Origin of the sequence: Lacticaseibacillus salsurivasis (assembly GCF_036246225.1) — a bacterium.
Taxonomy (GTDB): Bacteria; Bacillota; Bacilli; order Lactobacillales; family Lactobacillaceae; genus Lacticaseibacillus; species Lacticaseibacillus salsurivasis.
The window spans coordinates 1-19,957 of the sequence record NZ_BTTP01000009.1; the positions used below are offsets into that span (position 1 = coordinate 1).

19 protein-coding genes are annotated in these 19,957 nt (G+C 53.3%); 6 read left to right on the plus strand and 13 right to left on the minus strand.

What is annotated here, in order from left to right; genetic code table 11:
* The first annotated feature begins 388 nt into the window (after window positions 1–388).
* Window positions 389–1,120, plus strand: a complete 732-nt coding sequence (locus AAA927_RS07640) for a class I SAM-dependent methyltransferase (protein ID WP_338217189.1) — start codon at window positions 389–391, stop codon at window positions 1,118–1,120.
* 71 nt (window positions 1,121–1,191) lie between these two features.
* Here the strand turns inward: AAA927_RS07640 and AAA927_RS07645 are convergent, their stop codons facing one another.
* Entirely contained in the window at window positions 1,192–2,739 is a 1,548-nt protein-coding gene (locus tag AAA927_RS07645) for an ABC-F family ATP-binding cassette domain-containing protein (RefSeq protein ID WP_338217191.1), read from the minus strand.
* A 165-nt stretch (window positions 2,740–2,904) separates the two neighbouring features.
* Between AAA927_RS07645 and AAA927_RS07650 the strand changes: the two genes are divergently transcribed.
* From AAA927_RS07650 to AAA927_RS07665, 4 genes are all read left to right on the plus strand, one after another.
* A complete protein-coding gene (locus AAA927_RS07650; protein WP_338217193.1) occupies window positions 2,905–3,831 on the plus strand; it encodes an ADP-ribosylglycohydrolase family protein in 927 nt (308 codons plus the stop codon).
* 406 nt (window positions 3,832–4,237) lie between these two features.
* A complete protein-coding gene (lepB, locus tag AAA927_RS07655; RefSeq protein WP_164507983.1) occupies window positions 4,238–4,786 on the plus strand; it encodes a signal peptidase I in 549 nt (182 codons plus the stop codon).
* 132 nt (window positions 4,787–4,918) lie between these two features.
* Entirely contained in the window at window positions 4,919–5,704 is a 786-nt protein-coding gene (locus AAA927_RS07660; RefSeq protein ID WP_338217194.1) for an ABC transporter ATP-binding protein, read from the plus strand.
* On the plus strand, window positions 5,697–7,346 hold the full coding sequence (locus tag AAA927_RS07665) for an ABC transporter permease (protein ID WP_338217196.1): 1,650 nt from the start codon (window positions 5,697–5,699) through the stop codon (window positions 7,344–7,346). Before AAA927_RS07660 ends, AAA927_RS07665 begins: the two co-directional genes overlap by 8 nt.
* A gap of 50 nt (window positions 7,347–7,396) precedes the next feature.
* On the opposite strand, the gene AAA927_RS07670 is transcribed toward AAA927_RS07665, so the two are convergent.
* The 3 genes from AAA927_RS07670 to AAA927_RS07680 all read right to left on the minus strand — a co-directional run bounded on the left by AAA927_RS07670 (window position 7,397) and on the right by AAA927_RS07680 (window position 9,801).
* Window positions 7,397–8,158 carry a DUF975 family protein gene (locus AAA927_RS07670; RefSeq protein ID WP_338217198.1) on the minus strand — a complete coding sequence of 254 codons (762 nt, stop codon included), beginning with the start codon at window positions 8,156–8,158 and terminating at the stop codon, window positions 7,397–7,399.
* Window positions 8,159–8,166: 8 nt separating this feature from the next.
* Entirely contained in the window at window positions 8,167–8,949 is a 783-nt protein-coding gene (locus AAA927_RS07675; RefSeq protein WP_338217200.1) for a glycosyltransferase family 2 protein, read from the minus strand.
* A 90-nt stretch (window positions 8,950–9,039) separates the two neighbouring features.
* Entirely contained in the window at window positions 9,040–9,801 is a 762-nt protein-coding gene (locus AAA927_RS07680) for a DeoR/GlpR family DNA-binding transcription regulator (protein WP_125582938.1), read from the minus strand.
* Between the two features lie 402 nt (window positions 9,802–10,203).
* On the opposite strand from AAA927_RS07680, the gene AAA927_RS07685 reads away from it, so the two are divergent.
* Entirely contained in the window at window positions 10,204–10,857 is a 654-nt protein-coding gene (locus tag AAA927_RS07685; RefSeq protein ID WP_338217202.1) for a hydrolase, read from the plus strand.
* A gap of 133 nt (window positions 10,858–10,990) precedes the next feature.
* Here the strand turns inward: AAA927_RS07685 and AAA927_RS07690 are convergent, their stop codons facing one another.
* The 9 genes from AAA927_RS07690 to AAA927_RS07730 all read right to left on the minus strand — a co-directional run bounded on the left by AAA927_RS07690 (window position 10,991) and on the right by AAA927_RS07730 (window position 19,955).
* A complete protein-coding gene (locus tag AAA927_RS07690) occupies window positions 10,991–12,034 on the minus strand; it encodes an LCP family protein (RefSeq protein ID WP_338217204.1) in 1,044 nt (347 codons plus the stop codon).
* Window positions 12,035–12,206: 172 nt separating this feature from the next.
* Window positions 12,207–12,998, minus strand: a complete 792-nt coding sequence (locus AAA927_RS07695; RefSeq protein WP_338217206.1) for a metal ABC transporter permease — start codon at window positions 12,996–12,998, stop codon at window positions 12,207–12,209.
* Window positions 12,998–13,699 (minus strand): metal ABC transporter ATP-binding protein, encoded by a 702-nt coding sequence (locus AAA927_RS07700; RefSeq protein ID WP_338217208.1) that lies wholly within the window; start codon window positions 13,697–13,699, stop codon window positions 12,998–13,000. The genes AAA927_RS07695 and AAA927_RS07700 overlap by 1 nt, the downstream gene beginning before the upstream one ends.
* Before the next feature lie 123 nt (window positions 13,700–13,822).
* Window positions 13,823–14,158 (minus strand): hypothetical protein, encoded by a 336-nt coding sequence (locus tag AAA927_RS07705; protein ID WP_204119059.1) that lies wholly within the window; start codon window positions 14,156–14,158, stop codon window positions 13,823–13,825.
* A 359-nt stretch (window positions 14,159–14,517) separates the two neighbouring features.
* The gene (locus AAA927_RS07710; RefSeq protein ID WP_338217210.1) at window positions 14,518–15,315 is read right to left on the minus strand and encodes an aldo/keto reductase; all 798 of its coding nucleotides are present in this window, start codon (window positions 15,313–15,315) and stop codon (window positions 14,518–14,520) included.
* Window positions 15,316–15,392: 77 nt separating this feature from the next.
* Window positions 15,393–16,946 (minus strand): UDP-N-acetylmuramoyl-L-alanyl-D-glutamate--2,6-diaminopimelate ligase, encoded by a 1,554-nt coding sequence (locus AAA927_RS07715; RefSeq protein ID WP_338217212.1) that lies wholly within the window; start codon window positions 16,944–16,946, stop codon window positions 15,393–15,395.
* A 51-nt stretch (window positions 16,947–16,997) separates the two neighbouring features.
* Window positions 16,998–17,459 carry a transcription elongation factor GreA gene (gene greA, locus AAA927_RS07720; protein ID WP_338217331.1) on the minus strand — a complete coding sequence of 154 codons (462 nt, stop codon included), beginning with the start codon at window positions 17,457–17,459 and terminating at the stop codon, window positions 16,998–17,000.
* 20 nt (window positions 17,460–17,479) lie between these two features.
* On the minus strand, window positions 17,480–18,772 hold the full coding sequence (locus tag AAA927_RS07725; protein ID WP_338217214.1) for a D-alanyl-D-alanine carboxypeptidase family protein: 1,293 nt from the start codon (window positions 18,770–18,772) through the stop codon (window positions 17,480–17,482).
* A gap of 10 nt (window positions 18,773–18,782) precedes the next feature.
* Entirely contained in the window at window positions 18,783–19,955 is a 1,173-nt protein-coding gene (locus AAA927_RS07730; protein ID WP_338217216.1) for a sensor histidine kinase, read from the minus strand.
* Window positions 19,956–19,957: the final 2 nt, after the last annotated feature.

The window sequence follows — 19,957 nt, forward strand, 5'->3', positions numbered from 1 at the left end:
CATGTATTAGGCACGCCGCCAGCGTTCATCCTGAGCCAGGATCAAACTCTCATATAATGAGTTATTTGAATAGCTCGATTTGTTGTTTGCGAATTGACTTCGCTCATGTTTAATTCTCTTCGATTTAAATCGAAAAGCCCTATCACATTTACGAAACTTTGTTCAGTTTTCAAAGGACCACTGTGTCGCTTGCGACAACTTTATTAGTATATCTCGTTTGCCAAGCAGTGTCAACAGGAAGTTTTCAAATGCTTGATGCGAACGCGTTTATCGCTCGCGACAACTTTAATATCATACCAACCTGCTCTTTTAGTGTCAACGACTTTTGTAAAATACCCCGCTTTTTTCACAAAGTCTGCTAAGATAGCGATAGAAATGAGGGAAGACCATGAACGAAGCCGATTGGGATGCTTTCGCCGCCACTTACGCGGCCGTGCAACGCGAATCGCGACTACCGATCCAAGATGACGTGGTGGCCGCACTGGCACGAGCCCTACCACTGAAGACAATGCGGGTCCTGGATCTGGCCGCAGGCAGTGGTCGTTATGCCTTACCGCTGAGCCGCCAAGCCAAACAGATTGAGCTGTTGGACTGGTCCCAGCAGATGCTTACTCAAGCCGGGGCCTTGCTGAACCAGCACCAACGCCAGTTTACATTGACCCATACCGACTGGACGACACTGCCGCCGGTGCCGCGCGCTGATCTGGTTTTTGTCAGTCAGCTGCCCACCTTGCAACCTGAACAATTACCAGCCTTGCTAGCCTTGACCACCCACACCCTTGCCATTAATCTGCAAACATTGGCCGCTAATTCACTCATCACCGCCCTCGCTAAGCAGCTGGATCTGCCGGTTCCGGTAATGCCGCAAGCCGATCCGGCTAAAGCGGCCGCCTTGACCACGGCCCTAACTGCCCATCAGTGGGCCTTCACCACCGCCGAATTCCGCTATCACCAAACTGAGCAAATGGCTGTGGCCGACGTGCTTGATGCTTTCGACCGGCCCTTTTCAGGCCAGGCGGCTAACCGCTTAGCACAGGCCGTGGGGGCAGAACACGCGAACCAGCTGCTCCCGGTGCAAGAAGATTACGCCTTCCAGCTCTTCATCATCAGCAAACCATAAGCATGCAGAAAGGGCCAAGCTAACCGGGATGGTTAACTTGGCCCTTTTCATCCGTGCAAATGACAAATTGCCTATTTGGTCGCCCGCAGGTTTTCAATATTAATGGTCGTATCAACCCAGCTATCATCATAAAAGCCGGTTTCATGCGAAACCATCAAAATCGCCCCTGGGTACGCCTGCAAAGCGGCGGCCAGCGCATTTTTGGTATCTTCATCTAAGTGATTGGTCGGTTCATCCATAATCAAGACATTGCTTGGTTGCAGCATCAAATCGGCCAGCTTGACCTTGCTTTGTTCGCCCCCTGAAAGCATCTGCAGCGGCTTATCCATTTCTTCATGAGTCAAGGCCGTGCGTGCCATCACTTGCCGCAGCGGGCGCTGACTGAGTGCCGGATACTTGCCCATCAAAAACTGCAGTGGGGTTTGCTTGGGCACCGCCCAGTTCAGTTCCTGCTCAAAGTAGGCGAACTTGACGTTATCGGCAATTTCAACGCTACCGCCCAGCGTGGGCAGCTCGCCGAGTATCGAACGCAGCAGCGTGGTTTTACCAATTCCGTTAAACCCTTCTAAGGCGATGACTTCATCTTTGGCCACTGAAAAATTGATTGGCGCCAGCAAAGGCTGGTCATAGCCCACCAGCAAATCGGTGACATCGATCAGGATGCGACTTTGCACTTCTTGGTAAGGAAAAACCAGTTTAGCATGCGCGCGGTTGCCCGGCGGCGTGAGCTTGGTCATGCGCGCCAGTTGCTTCTCGCGACTCTTCGCCATGGTTGACCGGGTGCCGGCCTTAAACTTACGGATGAAGGCTTCTTGCTTCTTGATTTCTGTTTGCTGTTTTTCGTAAGCCTTCATATAAGTATCATGATCGGCTTCTTTTTGGCGCATCGCTTGATGCAGCGAACCTGTGTACTTGGTGATGGTACCGAACTCGATATCCAAAATTGCATTGGTGACGTCTTCCAGGAAGTCATAGTCATGCGAGATGACGATAAAGGCGCCTTCGAAGTCCTGCAGCCACTCCGTCAGCCATTGAATATGACTCACATCCAAGTAGTTCGTCGGTTCGTCCAGCAACAACATGTCGGGTTTTTCGAGCAGCAGTTTGGCCAAAATGATCTTCGACCGCTGACCCCCAGACAAAGCATCAACCGGGTGATCCAGGCCAATAGCGTCCAGGCCCAACCCGGTAGCCACGGAATTGACCTTCGTATCCAGATCATAAAAATCGTTGGCTTCCAGCTCCTGCTGCAACGTACCGGCCTTCTCCAGTAGTTCATCATCAGGATGCTCGGCGTAGTCAGCGTAGATTTTATTCATCTTCGCTTCTTTGGCATACAAACTGGCAAACGCCGTATGCAAAAACTGCCCCACCGTTTGGCCGGGTTTGAGGTTCACATACTGATCCAAATAACCGACATGGAGGTGCTTTTGCCAAACGATTTTGCCCTCATCGGGTTCGAGGCTGCCAGTCAGGATCTTGATCAGGGTACTTTTGCCGACCCCGTTTTGACCAATCACGCCGAGATGATCGGCCTCATTGACTTGAAAATTAGCGTCCTGATACAGCTGCTTGTCGAGAAAACGCTGCGAGAGGCCGGTGACAGTCAATACGCTCACGATAAGGGCTCCTTTCCTTTGAAATGCGAGTTGGCGTTAATCCGCCATATTTTCTGAAAACAGTACATAATACCCTATCACAACCAGCCTGGTTTGACAATTGAGCAAGTTGCTTGTCATTTCCGCTTGCTTCTATAATAATGCGGCTCTAAGGAGATGATGCAGATGGCAATTGTGGACTCACGGTTGACCGCCGCGATGATTGGGGCCGCGATTGGTGACGCCATGGGGTTACCGGTCCAAGGTGAAACGCAGGCCGTCCTCACCCAAAATCCCGTCACCGCCATGCGCGGTTATGGCCACTTTGGCTTGCCCGCCGGCTATTATTCTGACGAAACGGCGATGAACTTGGCCACGATGGCGGCTTTAACCCACGGCTTCGACCCGCGCCGCATTTTGAACGAATACCGGCGCTGGGCGGAAACCTTTGAATATGCTGCGTACACTGGCCCCATCGTTGACATTTGGCCGAGCGTGCAACGTGCCATCGCCGGCCAAACTCTCGGCACCACAATCAATGAGCCTACTGGTTTGGTTCGCGTGCTACCCATGGCCTATTACTTATTCGCCCGCTTCGGCCAAAATCTTTTCACCCAGCCGCTGGCGCTGACGCAACTGCACGCTTTTGTCGCCTTGACCGCGACGGATGACGCCAATCAAATCGCGGCCAGCCTTTATACCCAGCTCATCATGCAGCTTCTAGCCGACCACACCCTGACTGATGCCTTGGCCACGAGTCTTGCGGCCGGCCTCGCCCACTGGCAACATCAGCCGGCGGGTCTCGATTTCCAGGTGCTGACCCAGCTTGATGCCCAGCGCGCCGCGGTGATGGCACAAGCCCCACCCACTCCGCGCAATATTCTCGGGGTCGTGTGGTACGCCTTGCAAACCGGCAGCGATTATCGCTCGCGCTTGCTGACGGCGGTGAACCTCGGCGGCCGGGCCGATGCCACCGGGGCGTTAACCGGCGGCGCCGCGGGTCTGGCTGGCGGCTACATCGACATCCCCCATAAATGGTGTTTAACCTTGACGCGGTATGGCGATATTGTCCGGCGCGTGCGACTAGCAGAACAATCAGGGGCGTTTGGTTAAGCCAGCCCTGAGCTAAGGGTAACATTTCACGGTGAGGGGCTGCTGGCGGGGCGCCTGGCTAAAATTCGGCTTGATCAGTCTGTAGTGCGAAGCACGTACAGACTGACATGCGGTAGAAAGGCTATCCATCCGACTAAGCCCGCCGGCCTTCGCAGCCTTTTCTAGTCGCGCTACGGAAGGCCAACGCCTGAGTGATTAGCTACGGCAGCTGGCCCGCCACCAAAAAACGGTGGCAACCCAGCTACCTAGGCTAATCATCAGGCTAAAGACGGCCTTCCTTCGCAGCCTTTTCTGTAGCCTTTCATTTTCGATTCCTCCTGTGGTATGCTAAGTGAAATTGAACCGAGAAGGTGTTGTTTTGAAGAAAAAAACAAGTTGGGGTCGCACGCTGATCGAATTGCTGATTATGGTTGCGGTGGTGGCTTTAGGCACGCAGCTGTTAATTCGCTTTGTCATCAGCAAAGACTTCGTGCAGGGGCCTTCCATGGAGCCAACCTTAAACGACGGCGATCGGTTGTACTCACTACGCCACAAAAAGGTGAAGCGCGATGATATTGTCGTCATCGATGCCCCAGACGATCCCGGCGTGCTGTATATCAAGCGGGTGATCGGGATGCCTGGTGACACCATCGCGTTCAAAAACAATGTGCTTTATATTAATGGTAAAAAAACGGCCGAGCCTTATCTCAATAAAAAGTTCGAACAAACCTCGGTCACCAACTACGCCAAGAAACAAGGCATCGACCCGGCGAGCTTGAATTTCACTTATGACTTCTCGCTAGCCACACTGCCGTCTACGGCGCGGCGCACGGTACCGAAGAATAGCTACTTCGTCATGGGGGATAACCGCCTAGTTTCCAAGGACAGTCGCAGCTTTGGCTTCGTCAAGGCTAGCAAGGTGCAATCCGTGGTGGTTTGGCGCTACTGGCCGATTAACAAAATGAAGACCTATTAACCCAAGCTCGCAGCGATGCGAGCTTTTTTATTGCGTTCACCCTGCTGACTATCAAATTTGTCACCTAACGATTTTCACTTGTAAAACATTTCACTATCGAGCATACTATCCTCAAATTGGAGGAGAGGCAAAATGACAGCAGCAATCACACTTGAACACATTCAAAAAAGCTTCAATGGCCACCAGGTGTTGAAGGATGTTTCCTTCTCAATCGAACCTGGCACCATTGTGGGGTACATTGGGCAAAATGGGGCTGGGAAAAGTACCACCGTCAAAATCATCTTAGGATTGTTGACGCAAGACGCCGGCCAGATTTCGCTGCAAGGGCGCATTTTGGATCCAGATGACGACAGCTACAAGCAGCACATCGGCTACGTCCCAGAAGCCGCCGATGTCTTCGATGCGTTAACGGCCCGCGAGTATTTGACCTTGATTGGTCAGTTGTACGGCATGACCGACACCGCCGCCGGGCAAAAGGCGGAGGCGCTGGCGGAAATCGTGGGGCTGGGCGCCGCGTTTGACCGCCGAATTACCTCCTATTCAAAGGGGATGCGGCAAATGGTGCTGATCATCGCGAGCCTTTTGCATGATCCTGACATTCTGTTTTGGGACGAGCCACTGAATGGCTTGGATGCCAACTCCGTGCTGGTCGTGGAAGAAATTCTGCAGGAACTGCGGAACCGGGGTAAAACGATTTTCTATTCCAGCCACATCATGGATGTCGTGCAGAAGCTGTCGGATCGGATTATTCTGCTGAATAACGGCACGGTGATCGCAGACGGCTCGTTCTCCAGCATTGCCGCCAACGCCGATACCAACTTGCAGCAATTGTTCAACGACCTCACTGGCTTTGCCGAACACGGTGAAAAAGCGAAGGCCTTCGTGGATATTGTGACGGAGGCGGCTGACCATGAATGAACCCGCCTTACCAAAAAGCCTGCGCTGGCTGCGTCACTGGCGCAAAACACTCACCCGCATGGGCATTAACTACGCCCAGTTTTGCCTGATTATCAGCACCAAGCTGACTTTAGCCAATCGCAGCGGTCGCACCAGCCTAACCGGCCAAAAGCGGCCCCGCAAAACCAAGCGGCCCGCGCGCACGTTGCTGTGGACGTTTCTGGGCAATTTGCTGATTGGCGCCTTAATTGGCCTCATGATGTTCATCCCCATGGTGCTTTTCAGCCGCTTGGCCGTCCTGTTCGGCTTTTTGTTTTTGATGTTTTTCTTGACCATGTTGACGTCCTACGCCAGCTTACTGCTTGATCCGCGCGACCGGCCGATTTTTACCGTGCGCGGAGTCTCAGATCGCACCTTAAATGCGGCAAAGTTAACCATTGTCGGGTTGTTTTTACTCGTCACCATGGCGGCGCTGGCGTTACCAGCGGCCATCATCCTTGGCTTGCAATTCGGCGTACTGGTCGGGATTGCGGTGCTGATTGCCGCCTTTATCCTCGCCATTTTCAGTTTGGTCATTGCCCTGTTCATGTATATGCTGGTGCTACACTTCTTCGATGGGGAAAAGCTCAAGAACATCCTCAACGTGGTGCAAATCGGCATGGCAATTGCTTTGTATGCCGCGGGCCAGTTGCCTAATATCCTTGGCCCAGATGTCATCAGCCACATGAACTTTAACTTGTCACTGCATTTTGTCTGGTGGGAATTCATTGCCGTCCCGATGTGGTTCTCCGGGTTGCCTCTGCTGGCCCATGGGGATATTGGCAGCTTAAGCCTGCTTTTCACCTTTCTGAGCCTGGCGGTCACTGCCGGTTTGTTCGCCTTGTACTTGCACAATGCCGGCCGCTTCGAGCAGCTGCTGGAAAAACTGGATCAAAGCTCTGACCGCGTCGCCAAAGCTGGCTGGTGGTTCAAACTGACCCGCCGCTTGGCCACCCGCTCGCGGGAAACTGCCGCTTATTACACCCTCGGCTGGCGCCAGCTCCAATCGCAGCGCGACTATAAACTGCGGGTGTATCCGCAGCTGGCTTACGCGTTCATTTTGCCGCTGGTGTTGGTGGCTAGCATCATGCGCGACAGCGCTGGCAGCTATCTAAGCCACATGGTCGGCTACATGGCGGTGTGCCTGATCATCGCCGCGCCACTGGCGATTTTGAATTTGAAATTTTCCACTCAGCCCACGGCCGTGGCGGTGTTCAATTACGTGCCTTTCGGGCATCAGAGTCGCATTCGCCAAAGCGTGATCTTAGCCATGTACATGCGCCTCTTTTTCCCTTTCATTGTCATCATGGCGCTACTCTCCCTGCCATTCATGGGCCTGCACGCGGTGACTGCGGGACTGGCTTCCACCGCCTTGACGCTGGCCCTCACCTTGGCGATTGGTAAAATCAGCTTACGCGGACTGCCTTTTGATCAAGAGTTCGCCGCCAATCAAGCCGCGACCAACGGCGTGCTCAATACCGTGGCGGTGCTTTTGGGCATGCTTTTAGCTTTCGCTTATGCCTTTGCCGGCACCATTTTGTTCAGCTACTGGTTTGACCTGGTCAGCCTAGCCATTTTCAGCGTGGTGGCTGGACTCCTAATTCGGAGCAACCGCTTCGCTTAACCAAGCAAAAACGCACCTGACCGGGCTGGTCAGATGCGTTTTTTGTTTGCTTACATGTCGTCTTTCAACATGGCTTGTTCGTCATCATACTGCTGGCGCACGGTGGCGTAGAACCCCGCGTCAACGAGTTGCAGATAGGGCTGAATGAAAACATCAAAGACATGCATGGTCAGTGTTTCTAACAGCGACCAGCCAATTAAGGTCAACTGCAACACGAAGTAGTCGAACTTATGCCCGCGCATCATGCGCCAGGCGCGGCCCACGGCAGTTAGCGCTGAGAAGTAGCGGCCATCAGGATGGTTCTTGCCATCATAGTAAACGTAATACGCCACATGCAGGCCAAACATCAGCATGATGCCTGGAATGACAAAGGCGGCCAGCCCCAAACTGATAAAGACCACGGTGTAAATGTACACGGCCAAAATGCCAAAGAAGAAGCGGCTGTTAAAGGTGCGAAAAATCACTTGCCAACCACTGATGGTTTGATCAGGCTGGCGCACGAGATCCAGGGCAGTGAACGCAATACTTTGACTGAACCACAGCATGATCAGGGACTTCAGCATGGTTTGCTGCTCAACGGCGGTATTGCCTTGATAGTAGTCGATGAAGTTGTTGGGGTTATTAGCCACATTCTCTAGCCCAAAGGCCAGCATCACCTGCATCACGGTGTAAACTGCCAAGAAGGCAAAGGCCACTGAAATCAGCCAAGGTAATAAATTGGCCAGGATTAACTGTTTGTACATCCCCGGCTGCCGCAAAATAGCTCTGGCCCGCCGTTTGATCTGCCGCCGACTTTGATATTGATTTTCCATTCTTTCTCCTATCGCTCTGACCGCAAGGGTTCTTCAGGCACGGCGCCGCTTTGATAGCGCGTGCGAATCAGGCGCTGTATCGACCACAGCGCCGTGATTTGTTTCGGCAGTGCGCCAATCACGCCAATCGACTGGGTCGCCGAATCCGCGCGTATCACGTGATGATACGCCGGCACGCCGAGATAGTAAAAGCGACTGGCGGCCAAGGCATATTCCACATTAAAGAGCTCATCTTCCATAATCGCCACCCGCTCGTCGAAGCGCAAGTGCGCCGACTCGATGATGCTCCGGCGATAGAATTTATTCCATAAGTAGCCGCGAATGACGCCCACCGGAGCCAACATGCCGCGAATAAACTGCTTGCGCGTCAGCACCCGGTCCTTGAGCAGCCGGTTCGGGACAGTACTGGCTGTAGGGTCATCCACATAAAAAGGACTGACCAAGATGTCATAGGGGCCTTGCTCCAAAGTTGTCACAAAGCGGCTGATATAATCAGGCGTCAGCCAGTCATCCCCGTCCATAAAGGCCACGTACAACCCCCGGGCGACGGCTAAGCCGGCATTGCGGGCCGCAGAAACGCCGCGGTTGCGCGGCAAATACACCGGCTCAATCCGCGCATCCTGCTTGGCATAGGCGGCAATCACCGCTGCCGAATCATCGTCCGAGTGATCGTCGACTAAGATCAGCTGCAGGTTGCGATAGTCCTGGGCCAGCAAACTCGCCAAGCCGCGCTGAACATAAGGCGCAATATTATAAATTGGAACGATCACCGATACGAGAGGGGTCGTCAAACCGCCACCACCATTTCTGCTTTCATGTGCGTTTAATGTAACAAATTTCACCTGCCGTGCCTACCCAAAGGCCTTAACAGTTACTCATCTTTAACTATTCGCCGCCAGCAACGTGAGCTTCGGGCTGAACCATTGGCGCTCAGCTGGGGTCAAGGCGCGCTCGGTAATCAACGTGTCAATGGCAGCCAGCGGAAAGCCGCGGTACGGTGCTTGAATTTTGAACTTCTGGGTTTCAGACACCACAATCACCTGCCGCGCCGCTTGCGCCAAAGTGGCCTTAACTTCAGCGTCATCGGCATAAGGGAAGTACACCCCATCTTTGCTAATGGCAGTGGCACCGATGAACGCGGCATCAAAAGCGATGCGGCCCAACTGGGTCAAAGTCGCTGGCTCAAAGAAAAAGCGGCCATGATGATTGAGCTTGCCACCTAAAATGCGCAGCGTCACATCCCCTTTGACCGATAAGGCGATGGCATTATCGAGTGAATGCGTATACACCGTCACTTCACTATTAATACTTTGTGACAACTTCAGTAATGTCGTTGAATCATCAATGAAATAAACCCCGCCTGGGCGGATCAAGGACAGGGCGGTTTTGGCCATCGCGGTTTTCTCCGCTGAAAAAAGCTTCAACCGCTCCGAATAACTCGGCACCGTATGCCCAAAGGTGAGCGACACAATCCCGCCGCGGGTGCGGCGACCCGCCCCGCTGGCCGCCAAAGCAACCACATCTCGGCGGGCTGTATCACGGGAAACGCCAACGGCTTGCATGATGTCATCGATACTCAATTCTTTGCGCTCAGTGAGCAGTCGTTTAATCTCTTCGAACCGTTTTTCTCGATACATGGTCACACCGGGCACCCCCTTTAGTTAATTATCTTCTATTATACGCGTCTTCTCTGACCAACAAAATGAACAACGGCTCAAACCAGGCCGTGGCAGGTCGTCCCAAAATGGCCCCGGTTTGATTGGCCAAGTGGGGATGACTTGGTGTATCCACCCTTTTCCGGCCTTTCATCGCCCATTTTTGAGCGAAAAAGCCATAAATCCGGTTTCAAACAAATTATCTCGCGGTTTTATTACACCAGTGTGACAGTGTGACAGAAATAGCGGCTTTTGTAAACCGACTGGCACTTGCATGACATACCAACTCGATATACTGCGAGTTGTAGTAAGGGGAGAACGAGTATTACTAATCATTTAGGAGTGAGTTTTATCAAATTCAAGAAAACGTCTATCGCAAGTATTAGTCTCATGACGATGCTTGCCGCTGTGTTTGCTATTTATAGCAGCACGCAACCAGTTGAAGCGATCGAACAAAGCGATGCGCAAACCCGCGCCGCTGAAGTTTCTGGTAACACCCCAGCCGCAGCGCAAACCGCTGCGACCATCATCAAGACCAACACCATCGCGACCGCGCCGGCCAAGATCAGCCCGATCAAGCCAGGCGTCAACGCGGATTACGAAGCCTTGGTCAAAAAGCAGGCCGAAGATAAGGCCAAAGCTGAGGCCGCCGCTAAAGCGAAGGCTGACGCCGAGGCGAAAGCTAAGGCCGATGCTGCGGCGAAAGCCAAGGCGCAAGCTAAGGTCGTCACCGTTTCTCACCAAACCACCAGCCAGTCCGCTGCCACTAGCGGCGTCAACAAGGGCACCTTCAAAGTGACCTTCTATGACCCCGCTGCGATGGGCTCAAGCATGGGTTACGGCGGTATTGCCGCTAACCTCAGCGTTCTGCCACGGGGCACGCGCGTTAAAATCCAAATGTCCAACGGCGTCACCTTGTATCGGACCGTTAACGATACCGGCGGCTTCGCAGCTGGCAACCCGCACCAAATTGATGTGGCCATGCCCAACAGTCAAATTCCTGCTGCCGGCGTCTTATCTGCCACGGTCACCATTATCGGTTAGATCAACCAGGCCTTGCTTCTATGAAGTGAGGCCTTTTTATTTGCCGGGGACGCACTAGTTCACAGCCAGGATTGCCCACTAAAAAACATCTGGCCCCACCGTTAATGGTAGGGTCAGATGTTTTCTCAATTCATCAATAAATATGGTAATCCGGGTTATTCCCGTCGTTCCAATCAAAGCCGTTTGAGGTGTTGGCGGCATTTTCCTTGGTGTTGTAATTATCCAAGGGGGTTTTCTCTAGGCTCAATTCAGTGCGGGCCAAATCGGAAATGCGCTGCAGCTCGGTGGTGGTTGGAATTTGATACGAGGCGCCGCCGATGTAGGCACCGTCGCCTTTTAAGCTGTCTTTATTGACGGTTTTGAAGGCGCCACGGTAAGTATTGGCTAACGTGAGCAATTCATCGAAGTTCAGGTTGGTGCGCATATTCTCGGATAACGAGTCCATCAGGTCATGGTAGTTACTCAAGGTTTTGGTTGATAGTACATTCGCGACGATGGCGGCAATCACTTCTTGCTGGCGCTGCTGGCGCCCGTAATCCCCTTGCGGATCCTGGTGGCGCATCCGCGCGTAAGCCAAGGCCTGCTCGCCGTTCAAATGGGCCGGGCCTTTGGTGAAGGTGCCTTTGGAATAAGGATCTGACCAGGAGAATTGAACATTCACATCGACACCGCCCACGGCATCAACGATTTTTTCCAGACCGCCCATATTCACCAAGGCGTAGTAGTTAATCGGCACATTCAGCAAGGTTTTCACTGCATCTACCGCCCCGGCCGAGCCGTTGTAGAAGTACTGGGCGTTGATTTTGGTGGCGCCGGTGTAAATGCTGCTGGTGACATGACTCAAGGTATCCCGAGGAATGCTGATCATCGTGGTGCGGCGCGCCTTGGGATTAACGGTGACCAAAATCATCGTATCCGTGCGCCCTTTTTCACTGCGCCCCAGCGCCCCAGTGTCGGTGCCTAGCAGCAGCACGCTGATTGGCTTTTGCTTGCTGAGGTCCACCTTTTTCTTTTTCACGGTAGTGTTATCGTAGGTTTTATCAATGGCGGTTTTCGTCTGCGAATACAGCCTTAAGCCGTAGCTGCAAGCGAGCAGGACAATGGTCATTGCGATGAGGCCAATCACTTTGCCTAGCGGATGCCGGCGTGATCGGCGATGTATACTTTGTCTGTCCATCCTTACCCTCCAGCGTACAATCATTCTTTCAATAGTTTACCCGATTCTCCTTAAGAATGCGCGTTTGCCATGAAAAAAATAGTGTTGTCGCGGAAACTTAACAAATAAGTAGATAATGCCTATAAAAAAACACCCTGATGCCCATCACATCAAGGTGCCGCTTGAACAAAGATTATTCCGTTCTGTGCTTCATCATGAGCGCTGCGAAGTAAAACAGACACTCGATGGCGGCGATGAAGAAGGTCACCGGCCAGTTGGTGTAATAGCCGAGCACCAATCCAGCCCATACCCCAATCAAAGCCACTACCACCGCAATCGTCAACATTTGCGGCAAGGTTTTACCCAGGTATTTCGCCACTGCTGAGGGCAGGGTCAGTAAAATGAAGACCAATAAACTGCCGACGATTTGGGCCCCAATGGAGACCGATATCGCCAAAATCAGCAGGAAGTACACCGAAATCGCATTGCGCCGCAGGTTTTGGGCCTGAGCACCAACCGAATCAAAGGAGTCAAACGCCAGCCCGCGAAACCCGATGGCAATGGTGATCAACACCACCAAGGCGAGCAGCACCAGCTGCCAAACATCGGCCCGGGAAATGCCAATGATGCTCCCAAACAAAATCGTCGTCGCGTAGCTCGCGCTTTTGGCGGATAACGCCAAAAACAGAATCCCTAGGCCCGTAAACAGGCTTGATACCGCGCTGATTGAAGCCTCGCGCCGGCTGGCTTTCACCGACAGCCGCCCCACCGACACCGAGCTGATCACCGTCGTTAACAGCATGCCATCCAGCGGCGGAATGCCGACCAGCACCGCAAAGGCCGCACCGGCAAAACCGATTTCCGATAAGGTGTGGGCTAAAAAGGACAGCCCCCGCGCCGTGACGAACACCCCTACTACCCCACAAGTCACGGCAATGAAAGTGCTGGCGAGAAAGGCATTTTGCATGAAGTCATAAGCAAACATTAGTGCACCTCCTCGGCGGGTTGAAGCTCTTGCGGCATGCGCGATTCATCCATTAATTTGGTTTGATTCAGTTCATATCCCTCTGGCGTTAGGAGCAGATACTGCTGGGTGTATTGTTTGGCCAACTCCAAATCATGCGTGACAAACAGCACGGTCAAATCATGCTTGGCATTCAGCTCCCGGACTAGGGTCATCAGTTCAGTTTTGGTTTTGATATCCAAACTAGCGGTCGCTTCATCAAGAATCAAAAAATTCGGCCGCGTCAAAAGCGCCTGCGCCAGGTAAGCTTTTTGCTTCTCACCACCACTGGCCATACCCAGTCGTTGCTGCTGGCGGGCCAGCAGGCCAGTTTCCTGAAGGACGGCAGTGAGAGCCTGCTGCTCTTTTTTTCCATGCCAAGGCCAGCGGGATTGGCGCTGATTCAACTGAACAAAGCTGCGAATGGATAACGGGTACTCCGGATCGATATTGCGAAACTGTGGCACATAGCCAAGCCGCATATCCGGGGCCGTAATCAGCTCACCGCTGGTTGGTTTGAGCTGGCCCATGATGAGCCGGGTCAAAGTGGTTTTACCCACGCCATTCGCCCCAATCAAGCTCGTCATGCTCCCGCGCTCTAGGGTAAAGGACAAATCGTGGTATAGCGGCCGGTCGTGAAAGCCGAAAGCCAGCTGTTTGACGGTCAACATCGGTGCCTGCATCTAATTCCCTCCAGCAATAACAGTAATGGTTACGATTAACAGGTAATAGTGTACCGTACTTAGCGCCGGCTGACCAGCAATTTTCTGAAAAAACCGCCACAAAAAAAGGGCGCGACGCCCTTTTTACAGTTCACTCAAATCATTGGCCTTACTAAAATCAATGTAGATCGCCTTGGGATTGTCTTTGGCAATCAAGATATAACCATGGCCCAAGAAGTCCTTGTCGCCTTCATAGGTCAGCGGGAATTCTTGTGCTGGCGCCAAGTTGCCTTGGATCAGCATGGCATACAGTTCATTGTCGGTATGGTCATCGGAAAAGGCAAAGGCCACCGGCGCGGTTACCAGTTGCTTGCTTTTATTCATCAAATTAATCACGTCAAACAACTGGTTGGTGACTTCCTCCGGGAACACTGCCGCCACTTGGTCGCTCACGTGTCTGCGTTTTGTCGCTTCGTACATCTCGCGCCTCCTTAAAAAGTTAACTTAGGTATTCTACCATAAAGGCTGTGGCGTGGGGCGCTTTTAGGATAATGGCTAACCCGTGAAGCGCGTCCGGTCAGGACAACCTCCGCCGCCAGGGGCTGGAACGGGGTGGCCAGCGCTTTGAGCCTCGCGCTGCGAGTCTTAAAGTCGCGGCTTGTTCTAAGCCAACAAGTTGGCTAAGAACAATTTCACCCCTGAGCCCCTGCCTGCTCCGGTTGTCCTGCCCTACGGTAGTTGTTGACTGCTATCTTCAATTTGTCTGCCACAGTTTTGTGATTGGCGGTTGCCTGCCCACACGAGGTCATACTAGGCCACAGGTAACATCGCACTCATGTCTATCTCGACCGCTTTGGCGTAACTGACCTGCCTTGCAGTGCATCCAAGACCTGCATGTCATGGAAGCTCAACTCGAAATCAAAGAGCTGGGCGTTTTCTTGGATGTGGGCTGGATCTTGTGCTCGCGGAAGTGGGAGATAGTCATGCTGCAGGGCCCAGCGCAAGACGAGTTGGGCTGGGGTGCGCTGGTAGCGGGCGGCCATTTTGCGTAAGGGCTTGAGCGTCAGTAGTGCCCCGGCCGCCAAGGTGCTGTAGGCGGCCACTACCATGTGCGCGGTTTTGCTGGCGGCAACAGCAGCGGGTTGTTGGTCGGCGGGGTTGAGGCGCAGTTGGTTGACCATTGGCGGCACCAGCGCCGTTTGGGCCAAGGCAGCGATTTGATCGGGCTGAAAATCAGCGAGGCCGATGGCGCGAACTTGACCTGCGGCCAGTGCCGTCTCTAACGCCTGCCAGTTTGTCGCCAGCGTGGTAGTGGCGTCTGGCAACAGGGCAAGATCCAGATAATCGGTGTGCAAGGCCTGAAGCGTCGCCGCAATGGCCGCTGGCATACAGCTGGTGGCGTCTGTTTTTAATTGCGCGGTGATAAATAAGTCTGCCCGCGTCACCCCTGTCGTTTGCAGGCCCGCGACCACTGCGCCTTCACTGCCGGCAGTCAGCTCAAGCTGGCGGTAGCCGGCGGCCAGCGCGGCCACCACACTGGCGGGTGTGGTCGCGGCGGTGGCGCCAAAGCCGACGATAGGCACTTGCACGCCATTGGTTAGCGTAAACGTATCGGTCAATGCGGTTAAATGTGTCAAAACAATTGCCTCCTTCACACGAAAAAACGCCACTCAACCGTGTGCGGTTGGGCGGCGCCTAGCGACCTCACTGAACATTAGGCTTGCGCCAAGTTGGCGGCGACTTCCTTCACCACTGCCATATCGGTTGGCCATGGGGTATCAATGCCGCGGACCTTCTGATAAGGATCGGCGCCTTTAGCGGCAACCAGCACGACGTCACCGTCGCGGCTGGCTTCAATTGCGGTTTGGATGGCCTCGCGCCGGTCCAAAATCGTTTCCACCTGCACCTGATCGTGATCGATGCCGGCATCGATTTCTGCCGCAATTTTGGCCGGATCTTCAAACCCGGGATCATCCGTGGTGAGATATGCCGTCGTGGCGTACTCGTTCAGCACCTTGCTGAAGCCTGGGCGGCGCGAGACGCCTTTATCACCAGGCGAACCGACCACGACCGCCATCCGGGGATCATGGTATTCTGCCTTCAGGAAGTGGAGTAAAGCCTTCATGCCGCCATAGTTATGGGCATAATCGACGTAAACGGTGCCGTGACCGGGAATGGCGAGGTGCTCCATCCGGCCAGGAATGGTGACTTGGCGAATGCCAGGCATCGCTTTGGCCCCATCCACTCCAGCCAAGCCAGCGCCGATAATGGCGGCGGTGGCGTTGCTTTCATTGAAGTCGCCAATCAGACTCAACTGGTACTGACCGCCGACATTCAAAGCCGCGGCCTTGTCGGTCACCGGAATCAGCTGGAACTGGCTATAAGTCGTGTTCAGCGTTTGGCTATCGAAGCGAAAATCGATTTCGATGTCATCACGCTGCGGCTTGAAGTTGGTGCTGGCGTACAGATAAATGCTGTCAGGATACGTGGTCGTGGTGGCGGCAGCGTACACTTCATCGAAGTGCTCAGTTTCGGCATTCAGCACCACCTGCCTTGAGTTCACCACCAGCTGCAGCTTGTTGTGCAGGTAGTTGGCAAAGGTCGGGTGTTCATTCGGGCCAATGTGGTCTGGCGTAATGTTGAGGAAAAAGCCAACATCAAAGCTCAGGCCAAACACCCGATTGCGCAGGTAAGCCTGACTGGACACTTCCATCACCAGATGGGTCATGCCGTTATCGACGGCGGCCCGCATATCATGGAACAGATCCACAGATTCCGGTGTGGTTAAATCAGACTTGAAGCGCTGATCTGGATTCGGGCCCACGATGCGGTCAATGGTGGAGAACAATGCCACGTGTTTCGGGTGCGCTTCTTCCAAAATCCCGCGCGTGAAATACGCCGACGTGGTTTTGCCCTTGGTGCCGGTGAAGGCAATGACGAACAAATCGTCTTGCGGAAAATCATAAAACGCCGCCGCCAAAATCGCCATCGCCTTGGTGATATTCACCACGATTAAAGCGTTCATCCCATTGCCTTCGACGTAAGGCTTCTCCGCCACATAAGTCGTGGCCCCATTGTCCTTGGCCATGGAGAGATAAATTGGCCGGAAGTGGTTGCCTTTGCAGAAAAACAGCGTCGGTCCGGAGACTTTGCGCGAATCATAGGCGATGCCGGTCATGTCGGTATCGACATCACTTTGCACCGCACTACTTTTCAGCAGATGGTGCTCTTTTAAAAGCAAAATACATGCATGTAGTGAAAGTGCCATGGTTGAACTCCTCCGCGACCTTTTTTATTAGGTCAATTATAACATATCGATTTAGGCCAACTTGATCAGCGTCACTGCATAGTCCCCGCTGGGCGCGGTCACCGTGACCGTCGCGCCCACGCGTTGACCATTGATGGCGCGCCCCAGCGGCGAGTTAATGGCCAGATTATCTGGCCGCATGCTGGCTTCATGTGGGCCCACCAGGCGATAGGTGGCAGTGTCGTCATCATCGTCAAAGCGCACTGTCACCTTTTTACCGATGTCTGCAATCGCCGTGGGGGTGGTCGAGACCACCTGTGCGTAACGAATGACCTTATCTAAGTAACGCAAGCGACTTTCCAAATGCCGCAGGTCGCGTTTGGCGGCACTGTAATCGGCATTTTCAGACAAATCACCTAACGCCCGCGCCGCCGCTAACGCCTGAATGCGCCGCGGCCGCTCGGCTTGAAGCAAAACGACTTCCGCTTTTAAGGTTTTTAACCCGTCGGCAGTCATTTCATGATACTGCACAATCGAGATCTCCCTTGAACTGATTAAAACAGATTGCCGAAAAATTCACCAATGCCACGGAACAATAGAACAAAGAAGTTGGCTTTTTCTGCAGCCTTGGTCGTTTTCAGCGTGGTTTGATTCCCCGGCGTGCTCAGATAGCTGAGTTGTTCGCCTTTCACGTTCACCGTGACAGTGCCTGTGGTGGTGCCTTTTTTGACTGGTGCTTCGGCCTTACCACTAAAGCCTTTGTTGGCATGATAAGTATAAGTCAAATCCTTCGCCGTGGTGGCTTGAGGCACCAGTAATTCGGTGGTGCTGGTTGCTTTCAAGGCGACGCTACTTTGCTTGCCTTTATCAATGGTCAGCTTGGCATGCCCGGCCACGGCTTGGTTAGCTTTGGTGGCGACCAATGGCTTCCAAGCGGCAAAGACAGCCCGCATCAACGCAGCGGTTTGGTCAAAGCGCCGGGTGCTGGCGGTCCCATTGGCATGCAGGACCACGGTAATAATCCGGTAGCCATTCTTCTTAACCGTTCCGGTGAAACAGTTACCGGCCAAGTCCGTGGTTCCGGTTTTGAGCCCATCGACGGGCAAATCGCCTTGCGCGGACACTAAGCCCTTGAGCATCCAGTTATAGTTATCCATTTTGGTTTCATCGCTGGTGCCTTTGCGGAACACCTGCGACGCGATACTGGTGGTGTTCAGAATTTCCGGGTAATCATTCAGCAAGTGGCTGGCGACAATGGCCATATCCTTCGCCGACATTTCGTTTTCGGCATTATCGCCAGTGCCTGCGACTCGGTCGGTTTTCAGGGCACTGTTGTTCAGCCCGGTGACGTTGACGATGTCGGCATCGTTAATGCCCCATTTTTTCAGTTGGGCCTGCATTTTAGTCACAAAATTGGCCTGCGAGCCGGCCAGAGCGTTGGCCAGGAGCATCATCGCATCATTCGCCGAGTAAATCACACTGGCGTCATAGAGTTCTTTGATGGTGTACTTATTCTCTGGCTCCAATGGCACCCCAGACAGCGACCGGTCCTTGGCCAGTTCGTAAATCGACTGATCCGGTGACACCGTATCGGTCCACTTCAACTTGCCATCATGCACGGCTTGAAGCACCAGATACAGTGAAATCATTTTGGTCATCGAAGCAATTGGGAGCTTCTGATCGGCATTTTTGGCATATAAAATCTGCCCCGTTTTCGCATCCACGGCCAACGCCGCCTTGGCATCCACGTTGACATTGGTAGCGGCCAAGGCAGGGGTGGGACTGACTGCGGCCCAAACACTCAAACTTGCGACTAAGGCGATGACAGTGCGCCAAATTTTTTTCATTTTCAAACTCCTAAGCTTCTTTTTTAGGGGCGGTAGGCTTCAAGGTTTGGCCCAACCGCAGCGGTAAGTGCATGACAAAACTGGTGAGTTCGGGACTGGAATCCGCATAGATGTAACCGCCATGCAAGGTGACAATGCTTTGCGCAATCGCCAGCCCCAAGCCGGTGCCGCCGGTTTCCTGCGAACGTGATTCCTCAACGCGGTAAAAGCGGTCGAACAACTGGCTCAGCGAATCATTCGGGATTTGCGCGCCGTCATTTGATACTTTCACCACGACTTCTGAGCCGATTTTCTGGGCATCCAGGAAAATGTGCTTGGCGCCTTGGCCATACTTCAAAGCGTTGGCAATCAAGTTGTTGAAAACACGGCCCAGTTTTTGGGTGTCAGCTTGCATCATTAACGGATCTGGCTTGCCTGACACGACAAACCGCAAGCCATGCTTGTGGCCTTCCAATTCAAAGCTGGCGGCCAGCTGTTCCAGCATCGCCACCATGTCAAATTCCACCGCATTCAGCGGCGTAGTGGTTTGGCGGACCTTGGTGTATTCAAAGAGATCTTCCACCAACACTTTCATCTGCTTGGCCTTCAAATACGCGGTATGCGTGTATTTGATCAATTCATCTTCGCTGCGATACTGCTGATCCTCAATCAGGCCCAAGTAGCCGATAATCGACGTCAACGGCGTGCGAATGTCATGCGACACATTGGTGATCAGCTCGTCTTTGCTGCTTTCAATGCGGCGTTCTTCCTTCATCGAATTAACCGTCGAATCCACCAGCGCATTGATGGAGTTAATCACCTTTTGCAAATCCGTGTTGACCTTGAACTGAATCCGATGATCCAAATGACCATCCGCAATGTAATGCAATTCGCGGATCACATGACGCATCTGAATCTGCCGATAGCGCCTGATGAGTCGCCAGTACACCACCAGCACATCCAGCAGGAACATAAAAATCATGAAGACATTGCGCCAGCTCCATAAATGCTGGCGGTCTTGGCCAAAGGTCAGAACGTTTTTGACACTCCAAATCGAGTCTTGCAGCTGCTGACTACTGGCAATCAATTCCTTGAGCAGCACGAAGACTGCATAATTCAGCATCAACAAGAGCACGACAGTCACAACGCCTTCAAACCACAGCTCGGATTTCTCCTTGCCAGTCAGACGGACTTTTTCTCCCATGC

Coding starts and splice junctions, on each gene's coding strand:
- AAA927_RS07705 (WP_204119059.1), bottom strand. CDS start 14,158: ATGTACGAAGCGACAAAACGCAGACACGTGAGCGACCAAGTGGCGGCA.
- AAA927_RS07690 (WP_338217204.1), bottom strand. CDS start 12,034: ATGGACAGACAAAGTATACATCGCCGATCACGCCGGCATCCGCTAGGC.
- AAA927_RS07685 (WP_338217202.1), top strand. CDS start 10,204: ATGACGATGCTTGCCGCTGTGTTTGCTATTTATAGCAGCACGCAACCA.
- AAA927_RS07640 (WP_338217189.1), top strand. CDS start 389: ATGAACGAAGCCGATTGGGATGCTTTCGCCGCCACTTACGCGGCCGTG.
- AAA927_RS07715 (WP_338217212.1), bottom strand. CDS start 16,946: ATGGCACTTTCACTACATGCATGTATTTTGCTTTTAAAAGAGCACCAT.
- AAA927_RS07670 (WP_338217198.1), bottom strand. CDS start 8,158: ATGGAAAATCAATATCAAAGTCGGCGGCAGATCAAACGGCGGGCCAGA.
- AAA927_RS07725 (WP_338217214.1), bottom strand. CDS start 18,772: ATGAAAAAAATTTGGCGCACTGTCATCGCCTTAGTCGCAAGTTTGAGT.
- AAA927_RS07665 (WP_338217196.1), top strand. CDS start 5,697: ATGAATGAACCCGCCTTACCAAAAAGCCTGCGCTGGCTGCGTCACTGG.
- AAA927_RS07730 (WP_338217216.1), bottom strand. CDS start 19,955: ATGGGAGAAAAAGTCCGTCTGACTGGCAAGGAGAAATCCGAGCTGTGG.
- AAA927_RS07700 (WP_338217208.1), bottom strand. CDS start 13,699: ATGCAGGCACCGATGTTGACCGTCAAACAGCTGGCTTTCGGCTTTCAC.
- AAA927_RS07695 (WP_338217206.1), bottom strand. CDS start 12,998: ATGTTTGCTTATGACTTCATGCAAAATGCCTTTCTCGCCAGCACTTTC.
- AAA927_RS07660 (WP_338217194.1), top strand. CDS start 4,919: ATGACAGCAGCAATCACACTTGAACACATTCAAAAAAGCTTCAATGGC.
- lepB (WP_164507983.1), top strand. CDS start 4,238: ATGGTTGCGGTGGTGGCTTTAGGCACGCAGCTGTTAATTCGCTTTGTC.
- AAA927_RS07650 (WP_338217193.1), top strand. CDS start 2,905: ATGGCAATTGTGGACTCACGGTTGACCGCCGCGATGATTGGGGCCGCG.